Origin of the sequence: Nostoc favosum CHAB5714 (genome assembly GCF_020829495.1) — a bacterium.
GTDB lineage: Bacteria > Cyanobacteriota > Cyanobacteriia > Cyanobacteriales > Nostocaceae > Nostoc > Nostoc favosum.
The window spans coordinates 54074-70279 of the sequence record NZ_JAIVFQ010000012.1 but is presented as its reverse complement, the minus strand read 5'-3'; the positions used below and the strand labels follow the sequence as shown (position 1 = coordinate 70279).

Here is a 16206-nt window from a genome sequence, read left to right as displayed (position 1 = left end):
GAACGATTTATCAAGCTCTATTTTGATGGACTGTCTTGGTTGTTCATCATTCCTGGCATATTGTTCATCATTCCTGGCATCTTATTCATCATTGCTTGGCAACACTTACATCCTGTTTGGTTTGGCTGCTGTGGCGTTTGATTCGTTGGGGCTGTTCTTTGACTGGTCAGCACTTGAATTAGTTTTGCTTCGTTTGTAGCCCTGGCGGATTGATTCGGGGTTACAGTTTCCTTGGGGGTGTTGGCAAAGGAAGCAGTAGCGGTTAACGTAAGCAATGCAAAACTAGCTACGGCTCCGCTCAATACTGTCTTAACGCCTGTATTAATGTTCATTTTGTACTCTCCATTATTTTGTTAAATTAGTAGTCTCTGAGAAACTAAAGCCATTCTAAAGTCTCTAGTGGGGTATAGAGTCAAGTAATAAATTTACTAGTCTCGGAAATTGTGAACAGGTATATCAGAGCAAGCAACTTCCTCAATCAAGCTACAAAGCTCTTTATTACAGGGATTATCCAAAGGTCGGTTTTCCCAACGTTGTTGATATGCCTCTAGCTCATCCTTCAGTTCCTTCATGCGATAAATCTGCTCCTCAAGATGAGCAATTTTTTGTTTAAGTAAGTCCCGAACTAGTGGACAAGCAGGGTCGCCTTGTGAACGGATGCCTAGCACTTGTTGAATTTCAGACAGGGAAAACTGTAAGGATTGGGCTTTTTTGATGAATTGCAGCCTGTTGATTGCCTCGCAGTCGTAATAACGGTAGCCACTTTCACTTCTTTCAACTGGTTTTATCAAGCCCAAGCCTTCGTAATACCGGATTGTTCCCACTGCCACATCAGTTTGCTTTGCCAGCTCACCAATTTTTAGCAGCTTTTTTGGGGATGATACTTCACAACAAACTTGTTCCACGACAGCAATCATAGTTATTTACTACTATGTGTTGTTATAACTTTAAAGTCTATAGTCAGCTAGAGAGTCAAGTGATAATTGGAAAATTTTGTGTAAAGTTTAATTACAATACTTGTGGGCAAAAATATTAGCTTAAAACTTGATGAGCTAGGGTTGCAAATTTGAGGAGATGATATGTCCAAATAATTTTAATTGAGATTATTTGGAAAATAATATTTACCTATGGGGTTGACTCTATAGCCGGCTAGAGGATTCAGAATGAATGAGTAGAAAAAATTTTTGGTAAACATCATGACAAAACGTCAAATTGAGATTTTTACAGCTGACTGTCCTCTTTGTGATGAGACAGTGCAAATGGTGCAAGAACTGACTTGTCCTGACTGTGAAGTATCGGTTTATAACTTGCGACAAGATCAGGAGAAAGCCCAGCAGTATGGAGTAAATGCAGTACCAGCGATCGCAATCAATGGAAAACTGGTTGTGACTGGTAAACCCAGTCGAGAGCAACTCCAATCTGCTGGTGTAGGTCAGCCCTTAAATTAGAAGCAGTAAGAACGAGGAATTTACTACCCGTTCGAGTGGCAAATTTGTGCAAGTGAGCTATTAGTTTGTTTCTAGCTAGAAACAAACTAATAGTATATAAGAATACTAAGCATTAGTGCTTTAATTAGCTCTTTTCATGTTCTAAACTATCGATGTATTTAAATACTAAGTTTCTTAAAAGCCTCTTTAAAATACAATTTTGATTATCATAGACTAGCTAATTAACTTCAAAGTATGCCATGTTAACTCAGCAGGCTAAAAAGCCGCTTTTAATTGGTCAAGTAACAGCTTTAAGCGGAGTGCCTATCAGGACAGTTCGCTATTATGAAAGTCTAGGTCTACTTAATTCTTCTGGAAGAACAGAGGGTGGTTTTCGGAAATTTTCATCAGATGTGCTTACACGTTTAGCATTTATTAAACGGGCGCAAAGTCTTGGTCTTAGTCTTGAAGAAATCAGAAATCTTCTTAATATACATGATGAAGGAAATCTGCCTTGTGGTGAAGTTAAACAAAAGCTGGAAGATAAGGTGAATGAGGTTGACCATCAGATTGAAGAGCTATTAACTTTAAGAGATGAACTAACAGGATTACTCTCAGGTTGGGATAATTTTACAGGTAAACGAAAGGATACGATATGTCCCATCATTCAATAAAGATTCAAAAACATTAAGGCAATGCTGATACCTTGATGCTCGCACACGCTACTATGAAGTGTTGTACTTGGGTATGTGTTTCGGATTGCATTTAGAGCGATCGCCTGAAATACTTGCTCAGATAGGAGCAGCAGCTAATGTTGCCTCAATCATCGCCACTATAGTTATTGTTTGCTGGGAAATTCTCTTGAGAAAATTGAATCTGTGAGTGGAAAAATTTAGCGAATTCTTCAGAGACATTTTCAATTAATGCTCTCATCATATCATTGCTAGGAACTGAGCCATCTGCAAGACCATTGAAAGAAGTGTCAATTGCTTTTTGAGTTATATGACTTATACAGTCATTAGCTTGTTTTTTATTTATAAATAACATGAATTTATTTAAGTTAGACTTTAATTGTTCTAGTTTATTTTCTCTAGATTCTACAATATTTAAAACTGAATCTCTCGATAAACTAATATCTAATATTGATGCTATTGGAGTTCTTGCTAATACATCAAAGCAATAAGAGTACTGCAAACTATCCCCGATATAATTCTTTGACATTAAAATCAAAAACTTGAATGTACTAAATAATTCAACAAAACCATACATTAACTTTTCATTTGAATTTGTTTTTATAAAAAGATGATGTAATATCTGTACAGGTTCTTTATCTAAATCAAGGTTATCAAATGGATAGTAGTACCATACACAGTTTTGTTGCCTACCATCTTTTATATAAGGAATAAGATGTAATATTTGTTCTCGATTTCCATTATTATGCATATAAAAATTAACTATCATCTTGCAGATAGCTCGAAATTGTTTTTCGCTATCTATTAATAGATTATAGTTAACAGGTTCATCAAAGTAGCTTGCTTCTGAATTAGCCTGATTTAGAAGCGCTTCAATATCTTTATTAAAAGAGTATTTTCGCTTTAGTCCTTTAAGGGCTATTCTCATCTCTTTCCTGTCTCTGGCTCCAATGGATATACTTCCATCATGCTGATTTTCTTTAATAATTGGACGGATTAGAACAGGCTTTCCTCCAGCATTTAAGGAAATTTCATCACCAGTTCTGATTATTCTTGCTTTAACTGGTGGATTTTCGCCCCTATCTCTTTTAATATTAAGCATTAACCCAAAAAAATTTAATTGATTCGATAGTGATGTGTCTATTGAATCAAATTCTGGAGCGCATGATTGACAAATAATTGAAGGAGAAATTAATTTACCACCTATAGAATTAAGTATAATATGTTCCCTGTAAACGTTGCTTATAGTTGGGTATTTATGTAAAAGTAATGACATAAAATGGTAGAATCCTTCCACCGCAACGAGAACAATTGCAAAAGTTACTGCTTCTACAGTACTACGGTTGATAATTCTGCATTCACATACATAACAAGTAGACATAATGAGAAAAATTTGAGTTTACTTAAATCTTTTTATAACCTATATAGTATGAAATCTGACAGATAACTAAGTATTCGACTTAGGATATGAAGCCTACCTCAACCTAAAGGACATTTGCCAAATAGTTGCAAATAAAGGGGTTGAGCAACTTAACTTTCGTTTAGCGACCAAAATTTCTCTGTTGCTGTATGAAGGCATATCAGGGGTAATGATAGAAAAGCTGACGTATTGTGCCATTGCTACTCGCAAGCCATTTTCTGCTAATTTACCTTTATTACTAACTCCGGTATCTAGACCGACAAACTAGAGTTTTTGAATAAAGTGATATCTACCTTGACAACCATCCAATTACTCGTCCTTATTACAGTTTTCTTAATAGCAAGCGTTATTAGCGTTATCACTGGTAGCACTTCCCTAATTACCGTACCTATAATGCTTCAGTTTGGGGTTGAACCGCGCACTGCCCTTGCTACTAATATGCTGGCACTAACATTCATGAGCGTTGGTGGCACATTACCTTTTATTGGTAAAGGAGTAATTGACCGCAGTCGCTTACCACTACTGATAGTTCTAACGCTGGCAGGATCAATTTTGGGAGCATTGCTTGTTCTGGTTGTGCCGTCAAAATCGATGCCACTTATTATCTCTATCTCGATGATTGTAGTTACCGTGTTATCAATTGTTAACAGGAATGCTGGAGTAGTTCCAGCAGAAGTAATACCTTCGCGGATAGCAGAAATCGCAGGCTATATAGTCACTTTCCTACTTGGTATTTACGGCGGCTTTTTCAGTGGCGGTTATGTTACTTTACTGACAGCAGCCTACGTGATGTTATTTCGCATGACATTTGTTCAAGCAATAGCTACAACTAAGCTGATTAATATATTTTCTTCATTCGTTGCCACTTTAATATTCATGATGCAGGGCATTGTGGATTACAAACTAGGTGGGATTCTTGGTCTGACGATGTTCATGGGTGGAATAATTGGCGGGCGTATTACCCTTAGCTTGAGTAGTATCTGGCTACAGCGTATTTACCTCACAGTTGTGAGTATTCTTGCATTTGTAACACTGCGTAAATCCTGGCAATCCAATCAATCAGCTAGCCATGACTAGTCAATTAACACCTTGATATAAAGCTGAATCATTAGTTTCAAAGGTAAAGTTTATTGTTACCTCACTACTGGACTTCCACTACACCACGAAACATATTCATCCCACAGGTAAATTGATATTGACCTGGTTTGGGAGGTGTAAATTCAATGGGAGTGACGTGATTGAGAGCTAAATCTTGAGCAATATGAAAATCAGGTAACAACACTTTCTCCAAACAGCTACTAGGGTCGCGACGAAAGAAATTTAGCCGTACAGGTTGACCAGATTTTACAATCACACGAGAAGGTTCATAGCCTCCATCTACATTAATCGTTAGCTCCTGTATCCCTTGACCCAGATTAGCTTTTATAGCTTTGTTTTTACTGAATAAAAACCACCACAGTTCCAATCCAATTAATCCTAAACCGCCCAAAGTAACACCGACTTTTAATGCTAGTGGTTGCTCAATACGGCGAAATTGACTGGTTTGTTCTGATGAATGTGTTGGCATTTCGGTTGGCATTTGTGCTGTTGCTACGCTTGATGCTGTACCAAACAGAAGTCCTAACCCGGCAATGCTCCCCAAAATCTTACTTTTGTTGAACATTTGTTAAATTCCTCCACAATTATTAGATAGTTTTGGGATGAAAGTTACGTAAGCGTAAGGCATTTGTAACAACAGAAACGGAACTAAATGCCATTGCCCCACCTGCAATAATGGGGTTGAGTAGCCAACCAAAGATTGGAAACAAAACTCCAGCAGCAATGGGAATCCCAGCAACATTGTAAATAAAGGCAAAGAAGAGATTTTGGCGGATATTTTGAATAGTGGCACGGCTCAATTGAATTGCGGTAACAATACCTTGCAAGTCTCCGGAAATCAGGGTGATGTCGCTAGCAGCGATCGCCACATCTGTTCCTGTACCAATTGCAATCCCCACGTTCGCTTGAGCTAGTGCTGGAGCATCATTGATGCCATCACCCACCATTGCGACAATTTTCCCCTCTGCTTGCAATGCCTGTATTTGAGACGCTTTTTGGTCAGGTCGAACTTCTGCAAATACTCGTGTGATACCAACTTCACCAGCGATCGCTTCTGCTGTTTTGCGATTATCCCCTGTTAGCATAACTACCTCTAAACCTAACTTTTGTAGCGTTCTCACAACTGCTACTGAAGAAGGTTTAAGTGCATCAGCAATTCCCATCAAACCTTGAATTTGCCCATCCACTGCAATTAAAATAGCTGTTTTACCAGCAGCTTCCAGAGAGGTTTTACGCTCTTGAAGCGTGCGGGTATCGATATTTAATTCTTCCATCCAACGCTGAGTACCGATTTGTACGAAACGGTCTAAAACAATTCCTTGAACACCACTCCCAGCGATCGCTTCAAATTGTTTAGCCTCTGTCAGTTCCACTTGCTGAGATTGAGCATACCTAACCACTGCTTCAGCCAATGGATGTTCTGAATTTCGTTCTACAGACGCTGCCAACTGCAAAAGTTTTAACTCATTACTATTAGCTGTGCCGTTGACAGTAACAAAGTCAGTAACAGTGGGTTTTCCCTGTGTTAAAGTTCCAGTTTTATCCAGGACAATAGTCTGGATTCTATGAGCGAGTTCTAAACTTTCTGCACCTTTAATTAAAATACCATTTTCTGCTCCCTTGCCCGTTCCTACCATTACCGAAGTAGGAGTAGCTAAACCCAAGGCACAGGGACAAGCGATAATCAGCACTCCGACTGTGGTGATTAGGGCTAATGTCAAGTTGCCCATGACGTTAAACCAAATGACGAAGGCTGCGATCGCAATGGCTATCACTACTGGCACAAACCATCCCGTTACTTGATCTGCTAAACGTTGAATTGGTGCTTTAGAGCCTTGAGCTTGTTGCACCATTTTGACGATTTGAGACAAAAAAGTGTCTTTACCAACGCGGGTTGCCCGGAATTTAAAGCTACCTGTTTTGTTAATTGTGGCTCCAATTACTTCATCTCCCGGTTGCTTTTTGACTGGCAAACTTTCACCAGTCACCATCGCTTCATCAACGTTGGAAGCACCTTCTATAACTTCTCCGTCAACAGGAATTTTTTCACCCGGACGCACCAAAATTACATCACCAATTTGAACTTCCTGGATGGGAACATCAATTTCTTGGCCATTTCTGATTACTCTGGCATCTCTGGCTTGTAAACCGATGAGTTTGCGGATGGCTTCAGAAGTTTGTCCCTTAGCGCGATTCTCAAATAGCCTTCCTAGCAAAATTAAGGTGGTAATGACTGCTGCTGCTTCATAGTACACATCAGGCATCAGTCCAGCAGACGTAAAAAAACCTGGGAAAACAGTAGCAAATAGTGAATAAAAATATGCTGCACCAGTACCGATAGCAACTAAGGTATCCATAGTTGCTGTATGACGTTTAAAGGCTTTCCAGGCATTTTTGAAGAAGTCTGCACCACACCAGAACAAGACAGGAGTTGCCAGTACTAACTGTACCCAAGGATTGTCTAGCCACAATGTCCGAATCCAAGGCAGGTTTAGCCCTGTCATGGCAGAAATTGACCCTAGTACAATTAAAGTGCTGAGGATTGCTCCTACAACTAGCTTGCGGGTAAGTGTGCGTAATTCTGCTTCACGGGCGGTTTTTTCCGCATCATCTTCTCCAGTAATCATTTCTTGTTCTTGGAGTGAGTAAGATGAGTATCCGGCAGCATCTATAGCGGCTTGGATTGTTTCCAGATTGGTGCGCTTGGGATCATACTGGATAGTAGCCTGCTCCACGCCAAAGTTAACGTTACAGTCGCTCACCCCTGGAACAGAGCGGATTGCTTCTTCGATGTTGTTAGCACAGGAGGCACAACTCATGCCTCGAAGTTTAAGACTCAGAGTATCCATAGTTAAATATACTTTTTTAGCCGCTGCTTTTACTGAGTTCTAAGAACGGTGTTTTGGTGTGATTGATAGCTGAGTGTCGTTATACTTAGCTTTGCCTGAAAAGCACACAGGCAAAGCTAAGTTCAGTAAAGTTGCCTTGCTCTGTTTGCTGATCTATTCTTTATTGATGGCTTTTAAGTGACAGAATAGCCAGCAGTAGTAATTGCTTCCTTAATAACTGTTTCGTCAGCATTTGTATCTACTAAGACGATTTTTGTTTTTGGATCTGCTTGAACCGTAGCAGTAGGATCTACTGTTTTAACTGCTTTAGTAATAGTGTCTCCACAAGCAGAACAAGCCATATTAGGAACTTTTATTTGGAGTGTCATAACGTTAAAAACCTTGAATTTGGATAGTTAAAAGATGGAGTTAAGAAAATCAGGAGTTGAAGACTCAAATGGTTTACGGCTTTAGCTAGCAAGATAACCAGAGTTAGCGATGCTGATAGCGTACCCCTACCGGGAAGCAAGCTACGCGTAGCGTCTCCAAGAGTTGTGTTAGCGAGTCTTCTCCTGTTGAAGACGCTACGCGAACAAGCGTCATAGCCCGTCGTAGAAATCGCTTCTTTGATTGCTGTTTCAGATGGCATAACTGGAAGTACACGAGATGCTACAGCTTTAGACTCTTTGAAGTGTCTTAACTTCATGAATTCATCTTAGACTCTCTATCTGGCTGGAGAGTCAAGGGATTTTGCCAAATTCTTTTTAATGGTTTCAAAAATATTGCATGAGATGTGTCCAAAGTATCTGCAATGAGAATTGCAGTCATTGCACCTGTATTTCCCTACTAATGAGGCTGGGGTGGGTAATAGCCTGCCCATCGCGCTTTCAGCTATGCCACCCCTCTTTGGAGAGATTGAGTTATTACCTACTCGAACGATTAGGAGTATTTCGATCTTGAGTATTCATTGCTTGGAGCAACTGTTGCATTTGAGCAATTTCAGTACTTTGACTCTTAGCAATGGATTGAGCTAAATTTCTAATCTCGGGGTGCCTAGCACTGTTACCAACCATGCCAGCCATCATCGTCGCCATTCGATGATGGCGAGTCATTTGGCGGAGAAATTCCTGGTCAAAGTTAGGCGCATTTTGTAGGGCTGCCATCATCTCCTCATCCATCATTTCTTGCTGCTGCATGGAAATCTTCATTGCCTCGTCCATGTCGTTACCCATAGTCATGCCACTCATAGGGACTTCAGTGCCGTACCACTGTTTATACCAGCCCTGCATCTGCTTAATTTCGCGGGTTTGGTCTGAAATGATGGATTGCGCCAGCTTTTTGACTTCAGGGCTTTTGGCTCGGTTCAAAGCCATCTGAGCCATTTCAGTAGCACTTTGATGATGAGGAATCATCATTTCGATAAACGACTTATCCACTTCAGCCCTCATGTTCATTCCACCATGCATAGGGCTTGTGTTTGTTGGATTGGGAGCTTGCACTTGATTGCGATCGTTGGCTTTGGCGCTGTCAATGATGGAAAAAGCTGTAATAGTAGTGCCTGTCAGTAGAGCAACTAGACTGTAGGTTAAAACTTTTTTGTTCATTTTAATGACTTCTATTCAAGGAAATAATTGGTTTAGCGAATTTAAACTCCCGATTAGGGATTTTGCTAGGCGTTATCAATGCGTGCCCTAAAATAATTGGCCAGAAACGATAGTGTTCGTTTATCTGTGCTTCCCTACTTGAAAGGCAAATTGGTTAGCATTTATTCAGCTTTTTTCCTCAGATGAGTTAAGCTACACCTGCGGCAGTAACGACCTTGCGAGATTGTTCAATTTAGTTAGCGATCGCGCTTCTTTCCCATACGGGAGCGTAATTACCTACGCCATCGCCTTTGCTACCTGCCGACAGAACTTGGCACAGCGACGACAGGATTAGGCACAAGTTTGCAGTGGTCGTTGTCACGTTTCTCGTACTCGGATGCACAGCGAACCTTCTTACGGAGGAGCTACCCTTACGGGAAGCCGCTCCGCGTCTACGCTAACGCAAGCTTCGACGCAGATACTATACATAGGCATTAGCACAGAGATCGCAGTCATGCAGGCATTCTAAACAACCTTAAATGCAAGCTTCAAGGATGGATTCATAGTTTAGTCATAATTTTATCCCTAAGCTAAATAGATGAATCAGTATGAAGCTGTAGTTATGCCTCTAATAATCCACGCTAGGCAATTGTCGGTGTAAGCGCATCTACCTCATGACATGATGCTAATTTATTCCTAGTGAAATGCCTAGATTTCATGCTGATTTCATTTAGGTATGCTAATAAATTTAGCTAATAAGTTATGAGAATTTCATGTTAATTTCATTTGTCTATGAAAAAGTTAATATATGGCTTGGAACTATACATACTGTTTTGGTCTTATTGTCAAAACAAAATTAGACCAAGTTCAAGCACCAGGAGAATTAGCGGGATGTTCACGCATAGGTTAAGTATTATCTGTAAACTAGCCAAACTTCTTTGTATACTATTTGTGGCAGTTTTGTACTTCTTAAATATTCTAGTTGTGGCGTTTTTTCAAACTTATAATTACTAATTGGAGAAAAATGAAGCGATTTTTCACTGCACTTGCCATCACTTCAACTTTTGTTCTCACTCAAGCTTGCGCCTCACAAGTAAAATCTGGTGAGACACCAAACTCTAATGCTACCACTGTGAGTAATGCGAATCCTCATGCAGGTCACAAGATGGGTAATTCCCAGACACCAAAAGCTGAGAAAAATCCTCACAGTAGTCACAATATAGAGAATTCCCGTGACGAACATTCTGGTCATTCCAAGTTAGAACCTGCGAACGCTACTGCAAAACTGACAGTTGCTGACAAAATCACTCATAACACTCCTGTACCTATAGTGATTGAAGTGCAAGACAACAATGGTAAAGCAATTGCTAATTTTGATCAATTCCAAGAAAAATTAATGCATCTAATTGTTGTCAGTGATGACCTTCAATCTTTTAATCATATTCACCCCATATATAAAGGAAATGGACGCTTTGAAGTCCAAAGTAATTTTCCCCATCCAGGCAGCTACAGCCTTTTCAGCGATTACAAAGTAGCAGGAAAGGCAGAACAAGTTTCGGTGTTAAAAGTAGAAGTTCCAGGTAACGATCCAACTGCACCCAAGATTGATTTAGCTACTACAAAGATTTTTGGCAATACTAAGGCTAATCTCAAGTTATCTCAACCCACAATCAAAACTGGACAAGAAGTTCACTTAATTTTTAACTTACAAGATGCTGCTAGCAACCAACCGCTGAAAGATTTGAAACCTTATTTAGGAGAAAGAGGACATCTAGTCATACTTAAGCAGTCATCGCCGTTAACACAAGCAGACTATATTCATGCTCATGCGATGAAAAATACTCCAGCTGCTGAGGTTCATTTTATAACTAGTTTCCCGAAACCAGGAAAATATAAAATGTGGGGACAATTTAATCGAAATGAGAGAATTATTACTGCTGATTTTTGGGTAGACGTACAATAGTTATCTCAAATTTTGTCCTAATGCTCAAATACTAAAATTTAGTCGTCTAAATTTATGGTTTAGTAGTCATTTTAGGCTTTTTAGTTGTGCCACTCTGGTATGGCTTAAAGCCTAGATTTATATTATTAATTAAGCGAAACTATATAATCATGTTTTTTAGAATGAATCTAACTTAATGAGCAAATAAACTGTAAAGTTTCATCTTAATTTCATTTTAGTTATTTATAATAAATATTAAGAACATGCTCCTCATGTTTCATAACTCTGATGGGCTTATAGTTGTACTATAAGCCCATTTTTTTATCGCATATGAAAGTAAAGCAATTTATTTCATCTTAATTTTATCTGGAATTTTTATAATGGCATTTATACCAAATCGAGATAGCTTGTATTGTTTAAAAATGAGCGAAAATCAGTGTAGCCAAACTTTTGGTGAGTTTCTTCTCTGTGAGACGCTACGCGAACGCTTCGCTCAGAATGACAACCAAAGGCAATTTGGTATTATAACGTATGCAAGTCATGCTGGAAGTGTACAATGTTGTGCGTATTAGACCCAAAGGAGGTGGCACAGAAGAACGTTCCGGCTTTGGTGATACTACAGTGCGTGTAAAAGTTAACTTGTGCTTTGCAATCTTAAATTTCTTTTTTCAAGCTGGTTATTTCATCTTAATTTCATAGTGACCTGTCAAACTGGTTTTGTAAAGGTTCATTCACTAAGGATAAATCTGCAATCTAGTTGAGATAGTTTGTTAATTTAACAGTCAAGATGAAGAGAACATTGATTTATGCTGCTGTATGTAGTCTGGCTACCACAGCTTTAATTTCTCCTGACTATGCAAATGCGAAAATAGATAATAATAAGGTTGCTAGTATTGAAAATAATATGCAATCTACTCCTGCTGGTTGGCAACTAGTTAAATTGGCCTTCCAGTTACACGTTCCTAAAAAGGGCAAGTCTCTTTCCCAGCTAATTATTGATGCTCCATCCACAGTAGCTATAAGTAATGATATTGATGTCTTGGATGATAAAGGTCAAAAAATCAAAATTAATGTTTCTTTAAATAGTAGAAGAATTTTTATAGATTTTCCTGAACCAGTTACTTCTAGCACTACTAAGTTGCTAATAAATCTTAACAAAGTATACCAATCAACTCTTGATTCTACTTCTATTTTCCATCTTTTCGTCAAAGTCGTTGGTAGTGATACAGAGATTCCTGTAGGTGTAGCTCAATTTCTCACATTTTAATTTATAGATTCTAACGAGAATTGCTTAAATTTCATCTTGATTTCATTATGACTTGTCATGCTAGTAGATAGAGGTAGCATACCTCTTTAGCAAAAACATCACCGACGATTTGAACTTGATAAGGGCAAGCTAACTACCTACTTCTCCTGAGTAACGGCTGTATAAAGGGGGTGGTTAAATATGGCTTTGCCAAGTTTTGATCTATCTATTAAGAGCAGATTCAGTCACAATACATGAACCTGCACTTTAACTAACGTGTTTAATTATTTTGGAGATAAATATGAAGAGGTCATTGATTTACGCCATTGTATTGACTCTGAATAGCACAGCTATTATTGCTCCTAGCTATGCAAGTGCTGGAACAGATGATGGTAGGGTTCCCCATATTGATGGAAATTCACAATTCCCTCCCACACGCTGGGGAATTTTTAGACATACTTTCCGTTTACATGTTCCACAAAATAGCAAAGCTGTTACCCAACTACTTGTCAAAGTTCCAGACAATGTAACTATAAGTAATAACATTCAGGATATCGATATCGTGGATGAAAAGGGGCAGAAAATTAACACTAATGTATCTGTCAACGGTAAAACAATACTACTAGCTTTCGCCGAACCAGTTGCTCCTAACACTAAGTTGGAGATTGACCTTAATAAAATAAAAAGGCGAAATCTTGGTAATGGTTCTGTCTACAGCTTCTCAGCTAGAGAGGTTGGTATCGATGCAGAAATTCCCATAGGTGTTGCTTGGTTTCGTACTTACTAATACAACCTTTTTTCACTAAAAAACTATGGGATTTCATTTAGATTTCATCTGTGAATGTCAAACTGATAATAGAAAGTCAATTGAACTAGTTTTTGAGGAGAATCAAAATGAAAAATTTGATTTATGCTGTTGCATTCACACTGGCATTTACATCTTCAGTTGATGCTGTTTTTGCAAGCGGAAAAACAGGTGATTTTAGCGCTTCCCATTTAATGAAAAGTGCTGCTAATCCTAATACTACTTATGCCACAGATGCTACTCACAAATTTGAAGTCCATGTACAGGGTAAACCTCTGGCAGGACTCACAATTAATTTGCCTGAAGGAGTGAAAATTGATAGAGGAATTGAGGTCAACAATCAATCAGGACAAAAAATTCCCACGACAGTTTCTATTAATGGACAAAAGGCTACAGTAGCTTTTTCACAACCAATAGACCCTGAGACAAAGCTCTCAATTTTAATGAGAGGAGTCAATACTCAAACCTATGAACCAGGCTATGGTGCAACTTGGCAGTACCAAGTCTATGCCAATCAAGTTGGATTCACGCAAGAAATTCCACTTGGTCTAGCTCTGATTCAGACCTACCCCTAGGCAGAGCAATTCTTAGAGTGTAAGGAGCTGGTGTCTAGGGATGTCATGTTGACAGAAGTAGGGATGCAAATTGTGATAGATGCATGTTTGGTGGTTTTTTGATTCATTAACCTATCATTAACCTGTGATTTCATCCTAATTTCATCATGCTCTGAGAATCTAGTTATAGGAGTGAATCCTGTAAATAGATTTTCAGGTTTGAAGAGACAAGAAATCATGTCGGAATCAAATTTAGGTGTGAGTGAAAAAAGAATCATGACCAAACCATTCTGGAATGTTCTAAGGCTCAGTCCAGTTGTTGTTGCCGCTACATTTTTTGCTGCTAACAGTGCCTTAGCAGTTGAAGCTAATGAACAGGTAATAACTGTAGACCAGTTGACTCCACAATCAGACAACTTTGGTCAAGTCACATCAGTTTCTCAGTTTTCTGACGTGCAACCCACAGACTGGGCATTCCAAGCCTTACAGTCCCTAGTTGAGCGCTACGGCTGTATTGCAGGCTATCCCAATAGTACCTATCGTGGCAACCGTGCTTTGACCCGCTATGAATTTGCCGCTGGTTTGAACGCCTGTTTAGACCGAGTTAACGAATTGATTGCCACCGCTACATCTGACCTGGTAACCAAGCAAGATTTGGCTACCTTACAGCGATTACAAGAAGAATTTTCCGCTGAACTGGCAACTCTGCGCGGTCGTGTGGATTCCTTAGAAGCCCGCACTTCTGAACTAGAAGCTAATCAATTTTCCACTACTACCAAACTAACTGGGGAAGCAATTTTTAACGTCTCTGATGTTTTTGGCAGCGATCAGAGGGCGGTTCCTTCTGGTGTTGATCAGACTACGGCTCCCGACTTAGACACCAATACTATTTTTGCTAACCGGGTTCGTCTGAGATTGAACTCTAGCTTCACTGGAGAAGACAATTTGGAAATTCGTATCCAAAGCCGGAATATTACCCCATACGGTACGAGTGTAACGGGTACAAACATGACCCGCCTGGCGTTTGACGGGAATGAAAATAACAATGCTTTAATCGATAAAGTTAACTACGCTTTCAACCTGAGCGATGCAGTACGCGTCCAGTTTGATGCTACTGGTGGTTTGTTGTACGAAAACAACATCAACACCTTCAACCCTGACCTTCAAAGCAGTGGAAGGGGTTCTATTTCCCGTTATGGTCGGTTCAGCCCTATTTATCGTCAAGGAGAGGGCGGTGCAGGTGCTACCTTAATCTTCAATCCCAAAGGAGCTTTCACTGCATCTGTAGCTTATCTAGCTGGCACAGCTAACGATCCTAGCGATGGTTCCGGTCTTTTCGATGGTTCCTATGCAGCTTTTGGTCAGATATCCTTCCAGCCCACTCAGGCATTAAATGTTGGTTTGACCTACGCTCGTACCTACCAAAATGGAGGACAGATTAACCTATTTAGCTCCACAGGCAGCGTCTATGCAAATAACCCCTTTCAAGGTGCTGCTTTGACTGCTAACCACTACGGTGTAGAAGCTAGCTTTAGACTAAGCACTAATATTACTATTGGTGGTTGGTATGGTTTTAGCAACGCAGAAGCTAAAAATGGCGCTCGAGAGGGTGATGAAGCAGACTTTAACTACTGGGCTACTACCCTTGCTTTCAGAGACTTTGGCAAAAAAGGTAACGTGCTTGGTTTTATTTTTGGTCAACCACCTAAAGCGACTGAAAACGATTTTATCCAAGCAAACGGTGTTCGTCGTGAAGATGACGGCACATCCTATCACCTGGAGGGGCTGTACAAACTGCAACTCACTGACAATATTGCCGTTACCCCCGGTTTGTTAGTCATCTTCAATCCTGAGCATAATGATACAAACGATACCGTTTACGTTGGTACACTGCGTACTACTTTCACTTTCTAAAACTACTAATCATCATCATTTCATTAATAGTATTGTCATCAATACATAGAACTGTTTTTAAGTTCTAATTCTGTCTAGTAGTATGTATGAAGTACAACATTCTAATCGAAAGATTAGAATGTTGTATTATTTAAGCAAGTATAAATTTTAAATTTTCTGAGACAGCTTTATATTTCATCTTAATTTCATACTGATTTGTCACAATAAAGATAACTCAATAGATTTATTGCTAGTAGTTAGTTAGTTCCCATAATTTCTCTAACTGACTTTTGCTCACACCAAATTACAATCATTTATGGCAATGAGGTCTATTGAGTTTTTTCTAACTGTTAATTTTTTACTAGTTTTATTTTAGATAAAATAATAAAAAATTATATATTAAAATTCACTAAAGATAAAACTTGTATAGTTTTAAGTACATTTACTATATTTTTAGGAGTTATATGGCGCTAATGCTCTTTATTTAGCTGATAGTAGTAGCGTATATCCTGTTTACTTTATTATACGTAATGCTGTTTAAAATTACCAAATCCAGTAGCAAGAAAAGGAGTGCGATTGCCAGTGCCGTAGGCAATCGCACTCCTTTTCTTCTATAAATTATTCAACGTCACAGTAGTTTATATAATAGTTCCAGATCGGGTGAGGTACGTTTTTAAAGCTATTAACCTTGGTAAACAAAATTTGGGTGTACCTCAGT

At 39.1% G+C, this 16206-nt stretch carries 18 protein-coding genes; 9 read left to right on the top strand and 9 right to left on the bottom strand.

Going from position 1 to position 16206, the window contains the following annotated elements:
* Positions 1–17: 17 nt before the first annotated feature.
* Positions 18–332, bottom strand: coding sequence for a hypothetical protein (locus tag LC586_RS11250; protein WP_229484623.1), 315 nt, complete (start codon positions 330–332; stop codon positions 18–20).
* Positions 333–428: 96 nt separating this feature from the next.
* Positions 429–917 (bottom strand): heavy metal-responsive transcriptional regulator, encoded by a 489-nt coding sequence (locus LC586_RS11245; RefSeq protein ID WP_229484622.1) that lies wholly within the window; start codon positions 915–917, stop codon positions 429–431.
* A 279-nt stretch (positions 918–1196) separates the two neighbouring features.
* On the opposite strand from LC586_RS11245, the gene LC586_RS11240 reads away from it, so the two are divergent.
* Both LC586_RS11240 and LC586_RS11235 read left to right on the top strand, forming a co-directional pair.
* Positions 1197–1448, top strand: coding sequence for a thioredoxin family protein (locus LC586_RS11240; RefSeq protein ID WP_229484621.1), 252 nt, complete (start codon positions 1197–1199; stop codon positions 1446–1448).
* A 239-nt stretch (positions 1449–1687) separates the two neighbouring features.
* Complete coding sequence (locus LC586_RS11235; protein ID WP_229484620.1) at positions 1688–2101, top strand: heavy metal-responsive transcriptional regulator; 414 nt, start codon at positions 1688–1690, stop codon at positions 2099–2101.
* Positions 2102–2246: 145 nt separating this feature from the next.
* Here LC586_RS11235 and LC586_RS11230 read toward each other — a convergent pair whose 3' ends face one another.
* On the bottom strand, positions 2247–3500 hold the full coding sequence (locus LC586_RS11230) for an HNH endonuclease (protein ID WP_229484619.1): 1254 nt from the start codon (positions 3498–3500) through the stop codon (positions 2247–2249).
* Between the two features lie 321 nt (positions 3501–3821).
* On the opposite strand from LC586_RS11230, the gene LC586_RS11225 reads away from it, so the two are divergent.
* Complete coding sequence (locus LC586_RS11225; protein ID WP_229484671.1) at positions 3822–4616, top strand: sulfite exporter TauE/SafE family protein; 795 nt, start codon at positions 3822–3824, stop codon at positions 4614–4616.
* A 64-nt stretch (positions 4617–4680) separates the two neighbouring features.
* On the opposite strand, the gene LC586_RS11220 is transcribed toward LC586_RS11225, so the two are convergent.
* The 6 genes from LC586_RS11220 to LC586_RS40565 form a co-directional block, all read right to left on the bottom strand.
* The gene (locus tag LC586_RS11220) at positions 4681–5202 is read right to left on the bottom strand and encodes a cupredoxin domain-containing protein (RefSeq protein ID WP_229484618.1); all 522 of its coding nucleotides are present in this window, start codon (positions 5200–5202) and stop codon (positions 4681–4683) included.
* A 22-nt stretch (positions 5203–5224) separates the two neighbouring features.
* A complete protein-coding gene (locus LC586_RS11215; RefSeq protein WP_229484617.1) occupies positions 5225–7486 on the bottom strand; it encodes a heavy metal translocating P-type ATPase in 2262 nt (753 codons plus the stop codon).
* Positions 7487–7659: 173 nt separating this feature from the next.
* Positions 7660–7854, bottom strand: a complete 195-nt coding sequence (locus LC586_RS11210) for a heavy-metal-associated domain-containing protein (RefSeq protein WP_162398293.1) — start codon at positions 7852–7854, stop codon at positions 7660–7662.
* On the bottom strand, positions 7851–8171 hold the full coding sequence (locus LC586_RS11205) for a hypothetical protein (protein WP_229484616.1): 321 nt from the start codon (positions 8169–8171) through the stop codon (positions 7851–7853). Before LC586_RS11205 ends, LC586_RS11210 begins: the two co-directional genes overlap by 4 nt.
* A gap of 217 nt (positions 8172–8388) precedes the next feature.
* Positions 8389–9069 (bottom strand): DUF305 domain-containing protein, encoded by a 681-nt coding sequence (locus LC586_RS11200; protein ID WP_229484615.1) that lies wholly within the window; start codon positions 9067–9069, stop codon positions 8389–8391.
* Between the two features lie 232 nt (positions 9070–9301).
* The gene (locus LC586_RS40565; RefSeq protein WP_267921660.1) at positions 9302–9430 is read right to left on the bottom strand and encodes a hypothetical protein; all 129 of its coding nucleotides are present in this window, start codon (positions 9428–9430) and stop codon (positions 9302–9304) included.
* Positions 9431–10072: 642 nt separating this feature from the next.
* Here LC586_RS40565 and LC586_RS11195 point away from each other — a divergent pair.
* From LC586_RS11195 to LC586_RS11170, 6 genes are all read left to right on the top strand, one after another.
* A complete protein-coding gene (locus LC586_RS11195) occupies positions 10073–11011 on the top strand; it encodes a DUF8832 domain-containing protein (protein WP_229484614.1) in 939 nt (312 codons plus the stop codon).
* 519 nt (positions 11012–11530) lie between these two features.
* Positions 11531–11689 carry a hypothetical protein gene (locus tag LC586_RS11190; RefSeq protein ID WP_229484613.1) on the top strand — a complete coding sequence of 53 codons (159 nt, stop codon included), beginning with the start codon at positions 11531–11533 and terminating at the stop codon, positions 11687–11689.
* A gap of 88 nt (positions 11690–11777) precedes the next feature.
* Positions 11778–12257, top strand: coding sequence for a hypothetical protein (locus tag LC586_RS11185; RefSeq protein ID WP_229484612.1), 480 nt, complete (start codon positions 11778–11780; stop codon positions 12255–12257).
* 280 nt (positions 12258–12537) lie between these two features.
* Positions 12538–13023 (top strand): DUF2808 domain-containing protein, encoded by a 486-nt coding sequence (locus LC586_RS11180; protein ID WP_229484611.1) that lies wholly within the window; start codon positions 12538–12540, stop codon positions 13021–13023.
* A 107-nt stretch (positions 13024–13130) separates the two neighbouring features.
* The gene (locus tag LC586_RS11175; protein WP_229484610.1) at positions 13131–13616 is read left to right on the top strand and encodes a DUF2808 domain-containing protein; all 486 of its coding nucleotides are present in this window, start codon (positions 13131–13133) and stop codon (positions 13614–13616) included.
* Between the two features lie 255 nt (positions 13617–13871).
* The gene (locus LC586_RS11170; protein ID WP_229484609.1) at positions 13872–15509 is read left to right on the top strand and encodes an iron uptake porin; all 1638 of its coding nucleotides are present in this window, start codon (positions 13872–13874) and stop codon (positions 15507–15509) included.
* The last annotated feature ends 697 nt before the right edge of the window (positions 15510–16206 follow it).

Bases quoted from the DNA above. Each gene is read 5' to 3' on its own strand.
- LC586_RS11235 (WP_229484620.1), top strand. From the start codon at position 1,688: ATGTTAACTCAGCAGGCTAAAAAGCCGCTTTTAATTGGTCAAGTAACA.
- LC586_RS11210 (WP_162398293.1), bottom strand. From the start codon at position 7,854: ATGACACTCCAAATAAAAGTTCCTAATATGGCTTGTTCTGCTTGTGGA.
- LC586_RS11190 (WP_229484613.1), top strand. From the start codon at position 11,531: ATGCTGGAAGTGTACAATGTTGTGCGTATTAGACCCAAAGGAGGTGGC.
- LC586_RS11180 (WP_229484611.1), top strand. From the start codon at position 12,538: ATGAAGAGGTCATTGATTTACGCCATTGTATTGACTCTGAATAGCACA.
- LC586_RS11185 (WP_229484612.1), top strand. From the start codon at position 11,778: ATGAAGAGAACATTGATTTATGCTGCTGTATGTAGTCTGGCTACCACA.
- LC586_RS11215 (WP_229484617.1), bottom strand. From the start codon at position 7,486: ATGGATACTCTGAGTCTTAAACTTCGAGGCATGAGTTGTGCCTCCTGT.
- LC586_RS11230 (WP_229484619.1), bottom strand. From the start codon at position 3,500: ATGTCTACTTGTTATGTATGTGAATGCAGAATTATCAACCGTAGTACT.
- LC586_RS11240 (WP_229484621.1), top strand. From the start codon at position 1,197: ATGACAAAACGTCAAATTGAGATTTTTACAGCTGACTGTCCTCTTTGT.
- LC586_RS11220 (WP_229484618.1), bottom strand. From the start codon at position 5,202: ATGTTCAACAAAAGTAAGATTTTGGGGAGCATTGCCGGGTTAGGACTT.
- LC586_RS11250 (WP_229484623.1), bottom strand. From the start codon at position 332: ATGAACATTAATACAGGCGTTAAGACAGTATTGAGCGGAGCCGTAGCT.
- LC586_RS11175 (WP_229484610.1), top strand. From the start codon at position 13,131: ATGAAAAATTTGATTTATGCTGTTGCATTCACACTGGCATTTACATCT.
- LC586_RS11170 (WP_229484609.1), top strand. From the start codon at position 13,872: ATGACCAAACCATTCTGGAATGTTCTAAGGCTCAGTCCAGTTGTTGTT.
- LC586_RS11245 (WP_229484622.1), bottom strand. From the start codon at position 917: ATGATTGCTGTCGTGGAACAAGTTTGTTGTGAAGTATCATCCCCAAAA.
- LC586_RS11200 (WP_229484615.1), bottom strand. From the start codon at position 9,069: ATGAACAAAAAAGTTTTAACCTACAGTCTAGTTGCTCTACTGACAGGC.
- LC586_RS11205 (WP_229484616.1), bottom strand. From the start codon at position 8,171: ATGAAGTTAAGACACTTCAAAGAGTCTAAAGCTGTAGCATCTCGTGTA.
- LC586_RS11195 (WP_229484614.1), top strand. From the start codon at position 10,073: ATGAAGCGATTTTTCACTGCACTTGCCATCACTTCAACTTTTGTTCTC.